Below are 17,869 nucleotides of genomic sequence, written 5' to 3'. Positions count from 1 at the left end.
GTCTGGTCTGACTCTTTGCCTTTATTATATAACAGACTCCGCAAAAAAACGAAACACCACCAAAATTGGTGGTGTCAGTTCATATAGCGACGGCGGTTTGCCTGAGTCGAGCCTGTTTTCGCTTGCTGTCCGCGACCGTTCCACTGGCGCATCCGACTGCGCAGCCAAGCGGTGCGTTCCCGGCTGGCCCGCTGCTCCCGGTCGACGCCGATCAAGTAGTACAGGTTGGCACTGATCATCAGCAAGGCAAAGGCCAGCCAACTGACCGTAAAGGCTCCTGCCAGCGACATCGTGACGTCGGGCATGTTCGGCAGGGCATAGAACATCATCGCCAAACCGATGGTCAAGTAGACAAAAGAGCGCAGAGTCTGTTTACGCTTCAAGGTGATCCCCCTTCTCGAACGTGCTGTCTTGTACACCATATGCGTACAAGCAACCCGGTATGTCCGAGAAAAAGGCAAAAAAAAGGTGACCGTCTGTCAGGTCACTGAAAAGGGGGTTTGTCGATGTAAAATCATCATACTCGAACTTCATTACAAGTTTATTACAATAACTTTACGACTTGATGATAAATCGGAAACCGACCGTTTCTTGCATAGCAGGCGGCGCTCTGTGGCAAAGTAATGACGGAACCACCACCATCTACATTTTCGTGAGGAGGGGTACTCATGTCCGTACTGAGCAACTTTGATCAATGGAAAGAGTTCCTCGGCGAACGCGTCGAACAAGCTGTGGAAACGGGGATGTCCAACGAAAAGATCTCCAGCGTCGCGTATCGCGTCGGCGAATACCTGGCTGAAAAGGTAGACCCGAAAAACGAGCAAGAGCGTCTGTTGCAACAAATGTGGAACGTGGCAAGCGACGAAGACAAGCACGCGATGGCTCGCGTGATGGTCAACCTGGTCGCACACCCGGACAACCACTAAACAGGAAAAAAGGGCTTCTCCTGCGGGAGAGCCCTTTTTTCTATATCTCCTAGACCTCGGCCGATTGACCCGGCTCCAGCGCTTGCCCTTTGAGGCCGTACTCGCTGAGCGACTGGGCCCATCCCGGCCCGTCTTGCTCGATCAGGCCGAACGTGTCGTAGTGAATCGGCACGGTGACGCCCGCCTTGATCCACGACGCGGCAAGCCGCGCATCCTCCGGCCCCATCGTAAAGTTGTCGCCGATCGGCAGCATCGCGATGTCGATCTTGTTGAGCTCACCGATCCATTTCATATCGCCGAACAGCCCGGTGTCGCCGGCGTGATACAGCGTTTTGCCTTCCATCGTCAGCAGGATGCCGGACGGCATGCCGCCGGAGATAAACTGGCCTTCGCCAACTTGGATGCCCGAGCCGTGGAACGCCTGCGTCAGTTTGACGCGACCAAACTCGAAGGTGTGCGCGCCGCCGATGTGCATCGGATGGACGTTTGCCCCTTTGGAAGCGAGATACATCGCGACTTCAAACGGAGCGACGATCACGCAGCCCTCGTTGTTTTGCGCGATCTCCACCGCGTCGCCGATATGGTCGCCGTGACCGTGCGTGATCAGGACGGCGTCGACTTTGACGTCTTCCGGCTTCTGGGCCGCTTTCGGATTGCCGTTCAAGAACGGGTCGATGATGACGCGCTTGCCGCCCGCTTCGACGAGCGCGCAAGAATGACCGAGATACGTGACTTTCATGTCCAATTCCTCCTGTGTCCCATGCTTCCTCCGCGATCAGACGCCCTCCGGCTGCCCGACCACTTCTTTGACCGCATCCCCTAAGATCTTATGAATATCCGAATAGACGACACCAAAGCGGTATTCCGCCTCCAAATATTCCCGAGCGAGCGTGTTCGTCGTGATCACATCTTGCAGGCGTTTGACCTGCTCGACATCACCCTCTGTGATCTGCTCGCCCATGATCCGGCGAGTCTCCAACTCCCATTGACTGTGCCGGAAATCATCCAACATCTTCTTTGCAGCCGGGTCAGCATCCACGCGGCGCTTCCGCTCGGCGAGCGCCTGAAACTCCTGACTCTCGCGCAGAGCGCGTGCCAACTCGTGCGCCTTGTCATACGGGTTCATCAAAACACGTTCCCTCCTGCCAGAAAATAGGGTTCCTGCTTATCGTAACAAAGATTTGAAACATCAATCAATATATGCGGTGTAAATTGTTTCTACAACATTCGACGACTGCTGTGTTCTTTACAACAGGATCAACGCTTGGATGAGGCCGATCACCGCGCCGAGCAACCCGCCGAGCAGCGTGATCATCCGCAGCTCTTGGTTGACGACGGAGCGAATCAATTTTTCCAAGGTCGCAATCGGATACGAAGCGACCTGTTCGCGGACGACAGCCCGCAGGTGCAGCGCATCGAGCACATCCGGCAGCGCGTCGATCAAGTGGCCGCGCAGCCACCGCCAGATCCGGGTGATCAGGCGGTCGACGTCGTCGGTGCGGGAGATGTACAGATCCCGCAGGTTCCACGCCTCCAGCGCCTCGACCAAACGCCCGGCGAGGTCGCCGAGTGTCGTCTCGCTCGCCCCCGCTTGCAACGAGCGCACGATCAGATCGCGGAACATCTGGCGGGACGCCGTCCCTTCGGCAAAGGCGCGGTCGAACATCGCCCGCAGCGTTTTGTCGAGCAGATCGGTCAGGTCCTGCTCCGACAGTCGCCCGACGATGCGGCCGACCGGTCGCTCCCAAAATCCGCGCAAGAACTCCGCCGCTTTGCCCTCGATCAGATCGCGGGTGGTGCGGCTTTCGATCACGCTTTGCAGGCGCGGCACGATGTCGTCCTGCACCCGGTCCAGGGTGAGGAATCCTTTGGCCATCGGACCGATCAGCGGGATGTTTTCGACTTTTTCCTGAAGCATCCGCGAGATCGCCGCCACCACATCCGGCTCGGTCAGCCAGCGGGATGCCCCTTCAAGCAGCGGATCGATCTGTTGCATCAGCCGCTCCTCGATCAAGGAGCGCGCCCCTTCCGGCAGTGCGTCCTTCCAGATCAGCGTGCTATTGGCGAGATTTTGATGCAACGGCGCGGCAAAGGCGCGGGCCAGTTCCCGCCGCACATGCTCTTCCCGAAGCGAGCCGCGCAGGTGGTCGAACAGCGAGTCTGCGATCCGGGTCAACTGCCGCTCCGCCTCGTCGGAGCGCAGGTAGTCCATCGTGCGGTGCACGACAAACGACTGTGCCTTGTCCATCGCCGCCTCTCCGAACAGCCGTGCGACGAGCAGACCGAGCGTCGGTGCGGCGTTCAGCGTCTCGCCGATGGAGCGCACAGCAGCCCGCTTCACCGCATATTCCAACTCCGGCCGCGAGATCGAGCGGGCCATGCCCTCCGGAGTCAGTAACTCTTCATCGACGATCTGCCCGAGCTTGTCCGCCAGATCGTTCTGACGGCGCGGAATCAGACCCGGCGTCAGCGGCAGACGCATGCCGAACAGACGTTTTTCCTGCCAAGGCCGGAACAGCATGATGATCGCCAGCCAGTTTGTAAACAGCCCGATCACAGCCCCGACCACGATCGGCAACACAATCTTCATGTATGAGTACTCCCCTTCCAACAAAAAGAGCCGACAGCAAAGTGGCCGACCCAATTTTTCCTATGGATAGTATACCCATTTTTGACGAGAAAGTAAGGAGGCAAACGCAAGATGCGCCCGCTCCATATGGTAAAATAGTTGACGATCATTCCACCATAAAAGGGAGTTACCCCCATGCTGTCGTTGAAAGCGCTGAAGACATATAACTATTTCTATTTCTCTCTGCTCTCGCTCTTTATCTCGTTTCTGCCCGTCTATTTGTCCGCGCGCGGGATCTCCGCCCAGGAGATCGGCGGCATCATGTCGCTCGGGGCGTTGATCGGCATCGTCTCCCAGCCGTTCTGGGCGTATCAAAGCGACAAGCACCGCACGGTGAAAAAACTGCTGTTGCTCACGCTCGGGCTGTCTGTCGGGATCGGCACGGCGATGTTTGCGGTGCATGGGGCGACTGTGCTGTTTGTGCTGGTTTCGTTGATGTATTTTTTCTATCTTCCTTCCGATCCGCTGAAGGAGAGCTTCAATTTCCGGCTCTCTGAAAGAATAGGCGTCTCGTTCGGCTCGGTGCGCATGTAAGGCGGGATGGCTGTCCTGTCGTTTGCCGGCTACCTGTTTGCGGCCGTCTACCGCAATTCGATCAGATAGGAAGCAAACTCGGCATTGAGCCGCTGACAGACCTCTTTTTGTTCGTCGTTGAGGATGTTGCGGCCAGGGCGCGAGTTGACGTCGAGCAGCCACAGATCGCCTTTGAGGTCGATGCCGATGTCAAGGCCCAGCGAGGCGAGCGTCGGTGCTTTTTTGGCATAGGCAGCCGCAATCGCTTCGGAGAGGGAGATCACGTGTTGCCTGGCGGGCAGTTCGACCTCCTGCCGCTTTGCCTCCCGCTCCAACCACTCCCAGTCGCGGGTCGCACCGCCTGCATGGTAGTTGCTGACGATGGAGTCGGGCTGTCCTTGCTTGACGATCAAGGCGACGGTCACCCAGTCGCCGTTTTTGTCGCGCTGCAGGTGGGTGCGCAGGTCGATCTTGCTCCCGTCGACGTGGAGCAGATCGCAGCCCTGTTGCAGGATAAACGTATGGCGGACCCGTTCGCGTCGCAGAAAGCGCAACAGTTCGGCGCGGGAGCACGTGCGATCGAGCGGCTTTTTGGAGCGCCCGTACTTGGCGGCGCGCACGCGGTACCCGGTGCCGCTCCGGGTCAGTTCGAGGATGCCGCTGCCGGCGCTGCCGTACACCGGCTTGAGATAGACGGACGGATAGCGGGTCAAACAGTCCAACGCCTGAGCCCCTTCCGTAAACGCCACCGTGTCCGGATGATAACGCCACAGGCGCGGGTGGCGACGCAGCCAGTCGGCCAACTCCGTCTTGGAGCCGAGTGTGGGGTTGAACAGCGGAATGCCCCGCTTGACGCAGTGGCGGCGCAGGGTCAGTACATCCTGACGGCGGGCGAGGTGGACGAACACGTTGTCAAAGACGACATCGGGCAGCCGATGGTAGCGGCGGCGCCAGATCTCCTCGCCGTCCTCCCCCCGCTCGCAGACCCAGCCGTGGACCCGCTCGCGGGCAAAGTCCGCATCGTCCGGGTGAAAGAAGATCGTCTGCAGCCCCAATTCGTGCGCCCGCTGCTCCAGTGTCAACCAGATCGGCTTCGGCCGATAGTCGCCGGTCGCAGCCGCCGCATCACGGCGAGAGGCGACCGAGGTGGTGACGACACCGAACAACGGTCGTTTCGGTGCCTGCCAAGATTCGGTGTCCATTCGGTTCGTCTCCTTTCCGCACAAGGGTGTTTGTACTGTAAGATATGAAAAAACCCCTCTTTCGGTCTCGCCGAATCGAGGGGTTTTCTGTCGAACGGAAGATTATTTGCCGATGATCGGCATTTCGAACGACGTGTTCGCGCCTTCGACCGTTGCGGACGGCACGAAGTAGCCGACTTGGTCGATGGTGTAGCCGAACGCTGTAACCGAGTAATCGGTCACGAGGTTCGAAGTGATGGTGTCGCCGTCAACGATTGCCCAGAACGCAGCTTGCGTGCCGGAGTATTTGTTGATGACGTTGCCTGCTTTGTCCTTGATCGACACGAAATCGTAGCCGGACTCGGTTTCAAAGCGGGAGAAGTGAACCGCCACTTTGGTCGCGCCTGCTTTGGTGTAGGTGTGCGCCGTGCCGTTGTTGTAGTTGTTGGTGTACGGGTGCGGGGTGTCGAACGCCTTCGCTTCGTAAACCCACGTGCCGGTCGCAGCAGCCGGATAGGTTGCTTTCATGGCGTACGCGGTCGAGGAGGAAGCGCCGTTGTAACCGATGACTTTCACGTAGAACGTGCCGGCAGCCGATGCGGTGTACGAGATCGACTCCGCCGAGGTGCCGCCGTTCCAGGAGCGCGCCAGTTGGGTGCCGTTTGCATCGTACAGGTAGAGATCATAGTCAGCCGGCAGCGAGGTCAGGGACAGCGAGATCGCGCCCGATGCGCCGGTGGTAAATTTGAAGAAGTCGTTGTCGCTCGACGTGTTGATCGTGCCGTTGTAAGTGGTACCGGACGTGATCGGACCGTAAGCGGACGCTTGCGTGTCGTTCGGCTCGTATGCATCGCCAGGAGTCGGGGCGCCGCCAACGCCGACGTTGTTCCATGCGTTGGTGACAGCCGTCACTTCCGCAGAGCCTGCGCCGAACAGGTCGGTCGCCGATTGGATCGTCGCGTTTTTCGCATCGATGAATTGCGAGTTGGCAGTCAGGTACTGGGCCAGCGCGCGGTACCAGACTTTGCCTGCGTTGTCACGGGTGATACCCGGAGTGGTGACAAAATTGTAGAACGCTTTGTTCGGGATGCCGGAGTTGGTGTGCACGCCGCCGTTGTCAGACGAGGTGTTCACGTATTGGTCCATGTGGCCCGGATCTCCGTACGCCGGCGGGTTGGACATCGAGCGCAACGCGTCGCCCGGCGTGCCCGGCGTGTAGACGTCTTCGCCGACCAGCCAGTTGTTGTCCGCTTTGTTCTCGATCAGGTTGCCGAACACGTCCGACCAGGACTCGTTCAGCGCGCCGGATTGGTAGGAGTAGACGAGGTCTGCCGTACGCTCGGTCACCGCGTGGGCGATCTCGTGGCCGACGACATCCAAGGAGCCGGAGAAGGCGATGAAGGTCGAACCGTCGCCGTCGCCATAGACCATCTGCGTGCCGTTCCAGAACGCGTTGTTGTAGTTGGAGGAGTAGTGGACGGTCGCCTTGATCGAAGCGCCCGCGCCGTCAAACGAGTTGCGGCCGTGCTTGTTGTAGAAGTAGTCATACACCATGCCGGAGTAGACGTGCGCGTCAACGGCAGCCGGATCGTTCCAGTTGTTGTCGGCGTCGGTCAGCAGCGTGCCCGGCAGCGAGGTGCCGTTGTTCGCACTGTAGGTGATGACTTTGCCGCCGGTTGCGTTCATCGGCTTGCTCACGTCTTGCAGATAGTAGCCGCCCGAGTAGGAGTCGGTGTTGATCGACTTGGTGTCGCCGAGGACACCTTTGCCGGAGCCGACAGCTGCTGCGTGCTCCATCTTATTCAGCGTGTCGACGATCTCACCGGTACGAGCATCGACGAACACGTCTTTGTAGACCGGCTCGACGGAAGCCAGCGTCGAGAGGGTGACGACGTAGGTCAGCGCGTAGTCGCCAGCGGTCGGGTAGATCGCCAGAGACGCTTTTTGGATATCAAATTGCTCGACACCTTGCAGGCCGAGCGATGCTTTCGCCGCTTCGACCGCTTCGGTGCCGGTCAGTTTTGCTTTCGTGTTGATGCCTTTGACTTTCACTTCCGGGTCGTAGTAGCCGTTGATCGACGAGACGTTTTGCGCTTTGTCGGTGTGCAGGATCAGTTGGTTGCCAAAGACCGGCACGCCTTTATAGGTTTGTTGGAATTTATACATGGAGGTGCCGAGATCATCAGTCGACTGAACGGTCAGAGACAGTTCATCCGTTGCGCTGCCAAGGTCAAACAGGTCTTTGGTCTCGGTCAGTACAGCGACTGCGTCGTTTGCGCTCTTGACTTTTTTGTTCGAAAGCTTGCCGGCGACGAAGTTCGGAACGCCTTTTTTCTCGTTCCAGGTCACTTTCGCATCGCTGGAGAGCTTGGACAGGACAGCCCCTTGTTTCTCTTTTTTGTCGATGGCTTTGTCTTTGCCGGATGCTCCGAGCGGAGCGGCCGACGAGCTCATCGATGCCAGCGTGAACACCATCGTGGTCACGACAGCCATTGCGGTCCACTTTTTCATTGTGTTGCCTCCCTTTTTTAGAATTTACTGAAAAATTAATCTACACTTCCCATCATACACATAATTCTTACGTATGTAAATGACCCCTTCATAAAAAAATACCCCTTTTTCAAGGGGTATTTTTTATACATCGAATTACTTGCCGTCAACCGCAGACGGGGTGAAATACCCGACTTGGTCGATGGTATAGCCATATGCGGTCACCGAGGAGTCGGTGGTCAGGTTGGTCGTGATCGTGTCGCCGTCCACAATGGCCCAGAACGCTGCTTGCGTGCCGGTGTATTGGGAGATCACGTTGCCTGCTTTGTCTTTGATCTTGACATAGTCGTAGCCGGACTCGGTCTCAAGGCGCGAGAAGTGAACTGCGACTTTGGTTGCGCCTGCTTTGGTGTAGGTGTGCAGGTTGCTGTTGAAGTTGTTCGCGTACGGATGAGCGGTGTCGTACGCTTGGGTCAGATAGGTCCACGATCCGCCGGTGGTAGCGCCCGGGTAGGTCGCTTTCAGTGCGTATGCGGTCGAGGAGTTGGCACCGCTGTAGCCGATGACTTTCACGTAGTAGGTGCCTGCAGCCGATGCGCTGTAGGAAATCGACTCGGCCGTGGTGCTGCCGTTTTCGGATTTCGCGACTTGCGTGCCGGAACCGTTGTACAGGTACAGGTCGTAGTCTTTCGGCAGGTTGGTCAGGCTCAGTGCGATCGTGCCCGACGCGCCGGTGGTGAATTTGAACCAGTCGTTGTCGGTCGAGGTGCCGATCGTGCCGTTGTAGATCGTGCCGGACGTGATCGGGCCGTACGCTGCCGATTGGGTGTCGTTCGGCTCGTATTCGTCGCCCGGTGCCGGGGTCGACGTGCCGCCGACGCCGACGTTGGTCCATGCGTTGGTGACAGCGGTCACTTCTGCGGAGCCAGCGCCGAACAGGTCGGTCGCCGATTGGATCGTCGCGTTGCGCGCGTCGATGAACTGCGAGTTGGTGGTCAGGTACTGGGTCAGCGCGCGGTACCAGACTTTGCCTGCGTTGTCACGGGTGATGCCCGGAGTGGTAACGAAGTTGTAGAACGCTTTGTTCGGGATACCGGAGTTGGTGTGCACGCCGCCGTTGTCAGACGAGGTGTTCACGTATTGATCCATGTGGCCCGGATCGCCCATCGCCGGCGGGTTGGACATCGAGCGCAGCGCGTCGCCGGAGGTGCCCGGCGTGTAGATGTCTTCGCCGACCAGCCAGGTGTTGTCCGATTTGTTCTCGATCAGGTTGCCGAATACGTCCGACCAGGACTCATTCAGCGCGCCGGATTGGTAGGAGTACACCAGATCTGCCGTGCGCTCGGTCACCGCGTGGGTGATCTCGTGGCCGACGACATCCAAGGAGCCGGAGAGTGCGACGAAGGTCGAGCCGTCGCCGTCGCCGTAAACCATTTGCGTGCCGTTCCAGAACGCGTTGTTGTAGTTGGAGGAGTAGTGGACGGTCGCTTTGATCGAAGCGCCTGCACCGTCAAACGAGTTGCGGCCGTGCTTGGACAGGTAGTAGTCATAGACAGCGCCGGAGTAAGCGTGCGCGTCGATCGCAGCCGGATCGTTCCAGTTGTTGTCGGTGTCAGACAGCAGGGTGCCCGGCAGCGTCGTGCCGTTTTTCGCGGTGTAGGTGATGATCTTGCCGCCGGTCGCGTTCATTTGCTTGGTTACGTCTTGCAGGTAGAAGCCGCCGGTGTAGGAGTCGGTGTTGACCGACTTGGTGTCGCCGAGGACGCCTTTGCCGGTGCCGACTGCTGCTGCATGCTCCATTTTGTTCAGGGTGTCGACGATCTCGCCGGTGCGAGCATTGACGAACACGTCTTTGTAAACCGGCTCATCGGCCGCCAGCGTGGAGAGCGTGACCACGTAGGTCAGCGCGTAGTCGCCAGCCGTCGGGTAGATGACCAGAGATGCCTTTTGGATATCAAATTGCTCGACGCCTTGCAGGCCGAGTGCCGCTTTCGCCGCATCAACCGCTTCGGTGCCGGTCAGTTTTGCTTTCGTGTTGATGCCTTTGACTTTCACTTCCGGATCGTAGTAGCCGTTGACCGAGGAGACGATCTGATCTTTGTCAGCGTGGAGGATGATTTGGTTGCCAAAGACCGGCACGCCTTTGTAGGTCTGTTGGAACTTGTACATCGAGGTGCCGAGGTCGTCGGTCGATTGAACGGTCAGGCTCAGCTCGTCCGTTACGACGTTCATGTCAAACAGGTCTTTGTTCTCGGTCAGTACTGCGACTGCGTCGTTTGCGCTCTTGACTTTTTTGTTCGAGAGCTTGCCGGTCACAAAGTTCGGAACGCCTTTTTTCTCGTTCCAGGTCACTTTGTCCTTACCTTTCGAGTCGTTGGTGATCTTGGTGAGAACTGCCGATTGCTTGACTTTCTTGTCGATTGCCTTGTCTTTCCCAACCGGTGCTGCCGTCGTGTTGAGAGATGCCAGCGTGAACACCATCGTGGTCACGACAGCCATTGCCGTCAACTTCTTCATTTGGTTTAACCTCCCATTTTCTGTATAATTATTCAGACAAATCAATGTCTGGATACATCATACCCGAAAGTTATTTTTGTGTAAATAGTTTTTCTTATAAGAAAATCCCCCTGAAAATCAGGGGGATAACTATTAAAACGGCATACGATTCAGCCATTGACCTCCATCCATCGTGATGCAATCGCCGTTGATATAGGCGGCTTGCGGCGAAAGCAGGAAGTAGGCGAGGCCTGCGATTTCATCCGGGGTTCCGAAGCGTTTAAACGGGATCGAGTTGATCGTCGCTTTGTAGGCGTATTCACTTTGAATCAATTTTTCTGCACCGCCGGTGTTTTCGATCGGTCCCGGTGCGATGGCGTTGACGCGCACGCCGTATTTGGTCCCCCACTCGATAGCCAGAGAGCGCGTCATCGAGAGAACGCCCGCTTTGGCAGCCGCCGAATGCACGACGCCGTGCCCGGAAGTCCACGCATAGGTGGCGACGATGTTCAGGATGTTGCCGCCTTTTTTGCCGTCGGCGATCCAGTCTTTCATCACCGCTTGCGAGCAATAGAACGTGCCGTTGAGTACGATGTTGATTACCGAGTTCCAGCCGTTGAGCGACAGGTCTTCGGCCGCGACGAGGAAGTTGCCGGCCGCGTTGTTGACGAGGTGGTCGATGCGACCAAATTTGGCTTTGGTCTCGTCCACCATCCGCTGCACGTGCTCCGGCTCGCGGACGTCCATCTGGACGATGTGCACTTGACCTGCAAACGTTTCGATCTCCGCTTTTGCCGCTTCCAGACGCTCCAAGTTGCGCCCGGTGATTGTGACGTACATGCCTTCTTGCGCAAATTTTTGCGCCATCGCTTTGCCCATGCCTGCGCTGCCGCCGGTGACGATTGCCACTTGATCTTTCATGGATGTTCTCCTCCTTCAATCTCGTACAGAATCGTATCGTTCAGATCCCTCTCCCTACCAAATGTTCGGCAGGTTGAGAAAATGTCCTCTTTTTTTAGACTGATCAGTTCGAAAACGCACAAAAAAAAGAAGATCCGCTGTCAGACGGATCTTCCTCCCAATCGGTTGAGAAACTGGCGGGTGCGTTCTTGCTGCGGACGTTCGAACAGATCGCCGGGCGGGCCTTGCTCGACGATCACGCCTTGGTCGATAAAGACGACCCGGTCGGCCGCATCGCGTGCAAACGCCATCTCGTGGGTGACGACGACCATCGTCATCCCGTCGTCGGCCAGTTCCTTCATGACTTTCAGCACCTCTCCGACCAGTTCCGGGTCGAGCGCCGAGGTCGGCTCATCAAAGAGCAACACCTTCGGGTCCATCGCCATGGCGCGGGCGATGCCGACGCGCTGTTGCTGGCCGCCGGAGAGCTGGTGCGGGTACATATCGGCGCGTTCGCGCAGGCCGACTTTGTCCAGCAGTTTCAACGCTTTGTCCTGCGCGGCGTCTTTGGAACGCTTTTGCACGGTGATCTGCCCTTCCATGACGTTTTGCAAGGCGGTCATGTGCGGGAAGAGGTTGTAGCTTTGAAAGACCATGCCGGTCTGTTGGCGCAGCGCGATCACGTCGGTTTGCCGGAGTTTTTGGCCGGATCGGAAATCAAGGCGATGTCCGGCCAGTTCCAGTGTCCCTTCCGAGGGGACTTCCAGCAGGTTCAGACAGCGCAACAGCGTGGTCTTGCCGGAGCCGGACGGGCCGATGATGACCGTCGTGGTGCCCTCTTCGACAGACAGGTCGATGCCGCGCAGGACGTGCAGGTCGTGAAACCGCTTGTGCAAGTTGTGAAGTTGGATCATGTGTAAGTCCTCCGTTTACGCGACATAGCGGTCCAGCCGTCGCTCGATCCGTCCTTGGAAATAGGACAGCACCGTCGAGAAGAACAGGTAGAGCACGGCGGCTTCGATATAGAGCACCAGCGGCTCGTAGGTGGTCGCCGTCCACTGCTGGGCGACGCGGAACATCTCGGTGACGGTAATCGTCGCGGCGAGCGACGTGTCTTTGACCAGCGAGATGAACGAGTTGGACAACGGCGGGATCGAGACGCGGGTCGCCTGCGGGATGATGACGCGGCGCAGGGCTTGGCGATAGGTCATGCCAATCGAGTAGGCCGCCTCCCATTGTCCCTTGGGCGTGGACTGGATCGCCGCTCGGATGATCTCCGAGTTGTATGCGCCGACCGACAGAGTAAAACCGATCACCGCGGCCGGGAACGGGTCGATGGTGACACCGATGCTCGGCAGCCCGTAGAAGATGATGAACAATTGCACGAGCAGCGGGGTGCCGCGGATGATCCAGACATAAAATCCAGCGATCCAGTTCAGCGGTTTGATGCTGGAGAGACGGGCGAGCGCGGTCAGCATGGCGAGCACGAGACCGAGCGCAAAGGAGATCAGCGTCAAGGGGATCGTCGTTTCGATCCCCTCTTTTAACAGCGGCCAAAAGGCGTTGGACATGATCTCGAGGATGCGTTGGGAGCGTTCGTCGGTGAACATGGAGGCTCCTCCTTATTTGGAGACGTCAGCGCCGAACCATTTTTCCGAGATCTTCAGGTAGGAACCGTCCGCCTTCATATCGGCCAGCGCTTTGTTGACGGCGTCGACCAGTTCTTTGTTGCCTTTGCGGAACATGATGCCGTTGGGAGCTGCTTGGTCGTGCTCTGCGACGACTTTGATCGGTGCGTCCGGCTTTTGCTTCTTCAGGTCAAGGTAGGAGAGGCCGTCGTTGACGGTGGCGTCGACGCGCTTGGAAGCGAGCAGGTCAATCGCTTGGTTGAAGCCTTCGGTGCCGACGATCTCCGCGCCGTTGCTCTTGGCGATGTCGGTCAGGTTGGAGGTGAGGGACTGAGCCGATTTTTTGCCTTTGAGGTCAGCGAAGGACTTGATGTCGGCGTTGTCCTTGTGGGTGATCAGGACCGCTTTGGAGACGATGTAGGAGTCGGAGAAATCGTATTTTTCCTGACGGTCCGGGCGGATGCCGACTTCGTTGACGATCATGTCAAAGCGTTTGGAGTCGAGGCCTGCGAACATGCCGTCCCATTGGGTTTCGATAAATTCCGGGGTGACGCCGAGGCGTTTGGAGACTTCTTCGGCGATCTCGACGTCAAAGCCGGTCAGTTTGCCGGATGCATCGTGGAAGGTGAACGGTGCGTAGGTGCCTTCGGTGCCGATTTTGATCTTGCCGTCTTTTTTGATCTGTTCATAGAGATTCGCCGGCGCTGCGCCTTGGGTGCCTTCGCCGTTTTTGGAGCTGTCGGTGCCGCATGCGGAGACAGCGAGCGAAAGAACGAGCGGGATGGCGAGGAGCGAGGTTAATTTTTTGAAGGTTTTCATGGTTCTTTTTCACCTAGTTTTCGTATTGGATTTTAGAGCTATGTAAAATGTACGGGAAGCGGTGGCGATTGTCAATACATCGCAGTAATATCACTTATCATTTCAATTGCAAGCTGTAACATTCCTTCTTTTGATTTAGATAGTTTTCCTATCATTATGGATACGACGTAAAAAACGGCAGTGCGAGCTGCCGTTTTTTTGTGCAGGGAGATTATCGTTTCAAGCGCGGGTGTAACCGCAAGGCCAACCGCCGCAACCGCTGTGACTCGCCCTCCACAGTTTCCGTGTCAGGAGCAGCTGTCGCTGCGGGTGTTTCATCGTCTTCGTCATCTGCCGCGCTGACTACGTTGCTTTCATCATCATCATCATCATCATCATCATCATCATCATCATCATCATCATCATCATCTTCATCATCATCATCGTCATCGTCATCGTCATCGTCATCGTCATCGTCATCGTCATCGTCTTCATCGTCTTCATCGTCTTCATCGTCTTCATCGTCTTCATCGTCTTCATCGTCTTCATCGTCTTCATCGTCTTCATCGTCTTCATCGTCTTCATCGTCTTCATCGTCTTCGTCGTCTTCGTCGTCTTCGTCGTCTTCGTCGTCTTCGTCGTCTTCGTCGTCTTCGTCGTCTTCGTCGTCTTCGTCGTCTTCGTCGTCTTCGTCGTCTTCGTCGTCTTCGTCGTCTTCGTCGTCTTCATCTGCCGCGTTTGCTACATTGCTTTCTTCGTCATCGTCATCGTCATCGTCATCGTCATCGTCATCGTCATCGTCATCGTCATCGTCATCGTCTTCATCTGCCGCGTTTGCTACATTGCTTGCTTCGTCATCGTCATCGTCATCATCATCGTCATCGTCATCATCATCTTCTTCGTCGTCATCGTCTTCGTCTGCCGCACTTGCTACATTGCTTGCTTCGTCATCATCATCTTCTTCGTCGTCATCGTCTTCTTCGTCGTCATCGTCTTCTTCGTCGTCATCGTCTTCGTCTGCCGCGCTTGCTACATTGCTATCTTCGTCATCATCATCTTCTTCGTCATCATCATCTTCTTCGTCGTCATCGTCTTCGTCTGCCGCGCTTGCTACATTGCTATCTTCTTCGTCTTCTTCGTCTTCTTCGTCTTCTTCGTCTTCTTCGTCTTCTTCGTCTTCTTCGTCTTCTTCGTCTTCTTCGTCTTCTTCGTCTTCTTCGTCTTCTTCGTCTTCTTCGTCTTCTTCGCCTTCGCTTACTACTTCATCTTGCTCCTCATCATCATCGTCGTCATCGTCTTCTTGTGCTTCGGTGAGTTCCATGTCTTCGGTTTCTTGTCCCTCCTCTTCTTGAGAGCCCAGAATCTCTTGGTTTTCGTCTGCCATTTGTCAATCCATCTCCTTTTTTGGTGCCGCATGTACTGTATCGTATGAAAGAAAAAAGCACACGGACAGCTGAAAAACGCCGCCATGTGCCTGTTTTGCTTTCCTATTTATATTTGAGAAGCACAGCCCCGAACGGCTCCACTTCAAGCACTCCGTCGTACCGCGCGCCGCTCAGCAGATCCACTCCGCCGGACACGCCGTCCGGCCAGCTGACCGACTGCGCGAACCGGCTGCGATTGAGCACCACCAACACGCCTTCCTCGTCCGTCTCCCTGACAAATCCGTACACGTTCGCAAGCGCATCGACGATCACCGACCGGAACGAACCAACCCGCAACGCCCGATGCTCCTTGCGAATCGAGATCATCCGACGGAACCACTGATACAACTCGCGGTTCTGCTCCTGCTCGTCCCAGATCATGCAACGCCGGCAGTCCGGATCGGTCAATCCTACCATGCCTACCTCCGTGCCGTAGTAGATCTCCGGAATCCCCATGTAACTCATCTGGAACGTCACCGCCAACCGCAGCAACTCCTCCCGCTCGCCGCAGGTCGTCAGGAACCGCTCCGTGTCATGGCTGTCCAGCAGGTTGAACATCGCCTTCGTCGCCTGCTCCTTGTACATCATCCGCACCCGGGTCAACCGCTGGTCGAACCCCTCCACGTCGATGTCCCCCTTGGCAAAAAAATCGATGCACGCATCTCGGAACAGGTAGTTCATCACCGAATCCCACTGATCGCCGTTCAACCACTCCGTGGACGCATGCCACGCTTCACCGACGATCAACGCCTCCGGGTTGGCTGCGCGCACCACGCTGCGGAACTCGCGCCAGAACGCATGATCCACCTCGTCTGCCACGTCGAGCCGCCAGCCGTCAATGCCGATGTCCTTCACCCAGTACTCCGCCACGCGCAACAGATACTCGCGTACGGCCGGATGCTCGGTCCGAAACTTCGGCATCGACGCCACGCCGGTCGCAAACGTCTCATAGTTGATCGCTTGCGTGTCCACCGGAAAGCTCTTGATATGGAACCAATCCGCATACTCCGATTCCTGCCCCCTCGCCAGCACATCCTGAAACGGCGGGAACAGCATCCCGCAGTGGTTGAACACCGCGTCCAGCATCACACGCATGCCCCGCTTGTGCGCCTCGTCGACCAACTCTTTCATCGTCTCCAGATCACCAAACTGCGGGTCGATGGCCAAGTAGTCGATCGTGTCGTACTTGTGCGTCGACGGCGAGAAAAACACCGGCGTCAAATAGAGGAGGTTGACCCCGAGATCGGACAGATACGGCAACTTCTCGATGATTCCGGCCAGATCACCGCCAAAGAACGTGCTCGGCGTCGGTGTCCCGCCCCACGGCAGCACGCCGTCCGGGTCGTTGTCTTTGTTGCCGTTGCGGAAGCGGTCGGGGAAGATCTGATAGACGACCGCACCCTCCACCCAGTCCGGCACCGTGAACAGATCGGCCAGATTGAGATACGGGAGATGAAACCAACCCGCCCGCTCACCGACCGTCGCAAATCCACCCTCGGCATACCAAAGGCGGTTCACCCCGTCGTCGAGCAAAAAGCGATAGCGGACCCGCTTCGTCTCCGACTCCACAGTCCCCTGCCAATAATCGAACATCTCATCCGAACCGGCCAGCGTCAACTGCAGCGTCCCGTGCGAACCCGGTGCGTCAAATCGGTCCTCATGCAGCATCGAGACCGCCTTCAGATCGCCTTTTTTCGACCGCAGCGTGATCTTGGCCCGATTCGAGCCGATCGCATACCCGTACGCTCCCAGCGGCTGATGATAGATCGCCTCTTGGAACATCTCCCTCACTCCTTGCCTGTCTAAATGGAACACACAAAAAGAGGGCGGTAAACCGGCTACAGCCCGTATCCGCCCTGGCGATTGTTGCCGCCGCATGAATGCCGCACGACCAGTTCGGTCGGCACGGTCACAGACTTGCCCGTTACTTCAGGGTCACGCACTTGCTCGATCAGCAGTTGTGCCGCTGCTGTGCCGAGTTCGAAGATGCGCACATCCACAGAGGTCAGCGACGGATTTGACATCTCCGTCAGCCGCACGTTGTTAAATCCGACCACCGCCACATCCTCAGGAATCCGATAGCCCAGTTCCCCCGCCGCACGCATCGCGCCAAACGCCAACAAGTCGTCCGACGCGACGACAGCCGTCGGCCGGTCCGGCAAAGCCAAGAGCCGCATCATGCCCATAAAACCGCCTTGCTCCATAAACGTGGACGCAAACATCAGCCGCCGATCGGCAGGGATCCCCGCCTCATCCAGCGCTTGGTGATAGCCTTGCAGACGATCCCTCGTTACCAGCAGCGACTCGTCCGCACCGAGATAACCGATACGCTGATGACCGAGGTCGATCAGATGACGAGTCGCTTGGTAAGCGGCGGCCACGTTGTCGTTGTTCACCCAACAGATCGGCGTATCGTCCTGCGGACGGCCGACCAGCGTAGCCGGAAACGGGTTTTCTTTTAAGACTTGCATCAGCGGGTCTTGCATGCGCGATGAGAGCAGCAACACACCGTCCACGCGCTTGCCGTGAATCATCCGGGTCAGCGTTCGGACGTCTTCTTTGCCGGTATCGGAGGTCGAGAGCAGCAGGTCATAGCCCTCCCGCTTGGCGACCTCGGAGATCCCGCGCAAAAGTTCGGGGAAAAAGGGGTTCATGAAAAATTCCTCAGTGGTGCTGGGAATCAGAATCCCGATCGCCTCCGCGCTCTTTTTGGCAAGCGAACGGGCCAGCATGTTGGGGTGGTATCCCAGTTCCTCCATCGCCTGACGCACCTCGCGTTTGGTCTTCTCCGAGATGCGCGGATGGTTCGAGATCACTCGTGAGACTGTGGAAGGGGAAACCCCGGCTCGCAAAGCAACATCTTTTATGGTAGCTGTCACGAGAC

General features: G+C 57.3%; 16 protein-coding genes. 2 read left to right on the top strand and 14 right to left on the bottom strand.

What is annotated here, in order from left to right:
* Positions 1–74: 74 nt before the first annotated feature.
* Positions 75–383 carry a hypothetical protein gene (locus OS242_RS11885; RefSeq protein ID WP_267151914.1) on the bottom strand — a complete coding sequence of 103 codons (309 nt, stop codon included), beginning with the start codon at positions 381–383 and terminating at the stop codon, positions 75–77.
* 285 nt (positions 384–668) lie between these two features.
* Here OS242_RS11885 and OS242_RS11880 point away from each other — a divergent pair, with 285 nt between their 5' ends.
* On the top strand, positions 669–926 hold the full coding sequence (locus tag OS242_RS11880; protein WP_267151913.1) for a DUF3243 domain-containing protein: 258 nt from the start codon (positions 669–671) through the stop codon (positions 924–926).
* A gap of 49 nt (positions 927–975) precedes the next feature.
* Here OS242_RS11880 and OS242_RS11875 read toward each other — a convergent pair whose 3' ends face one another.
* The 3 genes from OS242_RS11875 to OS242_RS11865 all read right to left on the bottom strand — a co-directional run bounded on the left by OS242_RS11875 (position 976) and on the right by OS242_RS11865 (position 3,516).
* Positions 976–1,665 (bottom strand): metal-dependent hydrolase, encoded by a 690-nt coding sequence (locus OS242_RS11875; protein WP_267151912.1) that lies wholly within the window; start codon positions 1,663–1,665, stop codon positions 976–978.
* A 36-nt stretch (positions 1,666–1,701) separates the two neighbouring features.
* The gene (locus OS242_RS11870) at positions 1,702–2,052 is read right to left on the bottom strand and encodes a YlbF family regulator (RefSeq protein ID WP_267151911.1); all 351 of its coding nucleotides are present in this window, start codon (positions 2,050–2,052) and stop codon (positions 1,702–1,704) included.
* A 120-nt stretch (positions 2,053–2,172) separates the two neighbouring features.
* Complete coding sequence (locus OS242_RS11865) at positions 2,173–3,516, bottom strand: DUF445 family protein (RefSeq protein WP_267151910.1); 1,344 nt, start codon at positions 3,514–3,516, stop codon at positions 2,173–2,175.
* Positions 3,517–3,690: 174 nt separating this feature from the next.
* Between OS242_RS11865 and OS242_RS11860 the strand changes: the two genes are divergently transcribed.
* A complete protein-coding gene (locus tag OS242_RS11860) occupies positions 3,691–4,089 on the top strand; it encodes an MFS transporter (protein WP_267151909.1) in 399 nt (132 codons plus the stop codon).
* Between the two features lie 47 nt (positions 4,090–4,136).
* Here OS242_RS11860 and OS242_RS11855 read toward each other — a convergent pair whose 3' ends face one another.
* The 10 genes from OS242_RS11855 to OS242_RS11810 all read right to left on the bottom strand — a co-directional run bounded on the left by OS242_RS11855 (position 4,137) and on the right by OS242_RS11810 (position 17,864).
* Complete coding sequence (locus OS242_RS11855; RefSeq protein ID WP_267151908.1) at positions 4,137–5,270, bottom strand: YheC/YheD family endospore coat-associated protein; 1,134 nt, start codon at positions 5,268–5,270, stop codon at positions 4,137–4,139.
* A gap of 102 nt (positions 5,271–5,372) precedes the next feature.
* Positions 5,373–7,760, bottom strand: a complete 2,388-nt coding sequence (locus OS242_RS11850; RefSeq protein ID WP_267151907.1) for a M4 family metallopeptidase — start codon at positions 7,758–7,760, stop codon at positions 5,373–5,375.
* A gap of 135 nt (positions 7,761–7,895) precedes the next feature.
* Entirely contained in the window at positions 7,896–10,256 is a 2,361-nt protein-coding gene (locus tag OS242_RS11845; protein ID WP_267151906.1) for a M4 family metallopeptidase, read from the bottom strand.
* Between the two features lie 132 nt (positions 10,257–10,388).
* Positions 10,389–11,156 carry a 2,4-dienoyl-CoA reductase gene (gene fadH, locus OS242_RS11840; protein ID WP_267151905.1) on the bottom strand — a complete coding sequence of 256 codons (768 nt, stop codon included), beginning with the start codon at positions 11,154–11,156 and terminating at the stop codon, positions 10,389–10,391.
* A 140-nt stretch (positions 11,157–11,296) separates the two neighbouring features.
* Positions 11,297–12,049, bottom strand: coding sequence for an amino acid ABC transporter ATP-binding protein (locus tag OS242_RS11835; protein ID WP_267151904.1), 753 nt, complete (start codon positions 12,047–12,049; stop codon positions 11,297–11,299).
* 15 nt (positions 12,050–12,064) lie between these two features.
* Positions 12,065–12,745 (bottom strand): amino acid ABC transporter permease, encoded by a 681-nt coding sequence (locus tag OS242_RS11830; protein ID WP_267151903.1) that lies wholly within the window; start codon positions 12,743–12,745, stop codon positions 12,065–12,067.
* A 12-nt stretch (positions 12,746–12,757) separates the two neighbouring features.
* Entirely contained in the window at positions 12,758–13,582 is an 825-nt protein-coding gene (locus OS242_RS11825; RefSeq protein ID WP_267151902.1) for an amino acid ABC transporter substrate-binding protein, read from the bottom strand.
* Positions 13,583–13,793: 211 nt separating this feature from the next.
* Positions 13,794–14,945, bottom strand: coding sequence for a hypothetical protein (locus OS242_RS11820; protein ID WP_267151901.1), 1,152 nt, complete (start codon positions 14,943–14,945; stop codon positions 13,794–13,796).
* A 103-nt stretch (positions 14,946–15,048) separates the two neighbouring features.
* The gene (locus OS242_RS11815) at positions 15,049–16,767 is read right to left on the bottom strand and encodes a glycoside hydrolase family 13 protein (protein ID WP_267151900.1); all 1,719 of its coding nucleotides are present in this window, start codon (positions 16,765–16,767) and stop codon (positions 15,049–15,051) included.
* A 56-nt stretch (positions 16,768–16,823) separates the two neighbouring features.
* Positions 16,824–17,864 carry a LacI family DNA-binding transcriptional regulator gene (locus OS242_RS11810; RefSeq protein WP_267151899.1) on the bottom strand — a complete coding sequence of 347 codons (1,041 nt, stop codon included), beginning with the start codon at positions 17,862–17,864 and terminating at the stop codon, positions 16,824–16,826.
* Between the last annotated feature and the right edge of the window lie 5 nt (positions 17,865–17,869).

The organism is Tumebacillus lacus, from assembly GCF_026410385.1.
In the GTDB taxonomy this organism is placed as follows: Bacteria; Bacillota; Bacilli; order Tumebacillales; family Tumebacillaceae; genus Tumebacillus; species Tumebacillus lacus.
This window is presented reverse-complemented; position numbering and strand designations above follow the sequence as displayed.

Excerpts from the sequence above, each read along its gene's own strand:
- OS242_RS11880 (WP_267151913.1), top strand. The coding sequence starts at position 669 with ATGTCCGTACTGAGCAACTTTGATCAATGGAAAGAGTTCCTCGGCGAA.
- OS242_RS11875 (WP_267151912.1), bottom strand. The coding sequence starts at position 1,665 with ATGAAAGTCACGTATCTCGGTCATTCTTGCGCGCTCGTCGAAGCGGGC.
- OS242_RS11870 (WP_267151911.1), bottom strand. The coding sequence starts at position 2,052 with ATGAACCCGTATGACAAGGCGCACGAGTTGGCACGCGCTCTGCGCGAG.
- OS242_RS11865 (WP_267151910.1), bottom strand. The coding sequence starts at position 3,516 with ATGAAGATTGTGTTGCCGATCGTGGTCGGGGCTGTGATCGGGCTGTTT.
- OS242_RS11860 (WP_267151909.1), top strand. The coding sequence starts at position 3,691 with ATGCTGTCGTTGAAAGCGCTGAAGACATATAACTATTTCTATTTCTCT.
- OS242_RS11855 (WP_267151908.1), bottom strand. The coding sequence starts at position 5,270 with ATGGACACCGAATCTTGGCAGGCACCGAAACGACCGTTGTTCGGTGTC.
- OS242_RS11850 (WP_267151907.1), bottom strand. The coding sequence starts at position 7,760 with ATGAAAAAGTGGACCGCAATGGCTGTCGTGACCACGATGGTGTTCACG.
- OS242_RS11845 (WP_267151906.1), bottom strand. The coding sequence starts at position 10,256 with ATGAAGAAGTTGACGGCAATGGCTGTCGTGACCACGATGGTGTTCACG.
- fadH (WP_267151905.1), bottom strand. The coding sequence starts at position 11,156 with ATGAAAGATCAAGTGGCAATCGTCACCGGCGGCAGCGCAGGCATGGGC.
- OS242_RS11835 (WP_267151904.1), bottom strand. The coding sequence starts at position 12,049 with ATGATCCAACTTCACAACTTGCACAAGCGGTTTCACGACCTGCACGTC.
- OS242_RS11830 (WP_267151903.1), bottom strand. The coding sequence starts at position 12,745 with ATGTTCACCGACGAACGCTCCCAACGCATCCTCGAGATCATGTCCAAC.
- OS242_RS11825 (WP_267151902.1), bottom strand. The coding sequence starts at position 13,582 with ATGAAAACCTTCAAAAAATTAACCTCGCTCCTCGCCATCCCGCTCGTT.
- OS242_RS11820 (WP_267151901.1), bottom strand. The coding sequence starts at position 14,945 with ATGGCAGACGAAAACCAAGAGATTCTGGGCTCTCAAGAAGAGGAGGGA.
- OS242_RS11815 (WP_267151900.1), bottom strand. The coding sequence starts at position 16,767 with ATGTTCCAAGAGGCGATCTATCATCAGCCGCTGGGAGCGTACGGGTAT.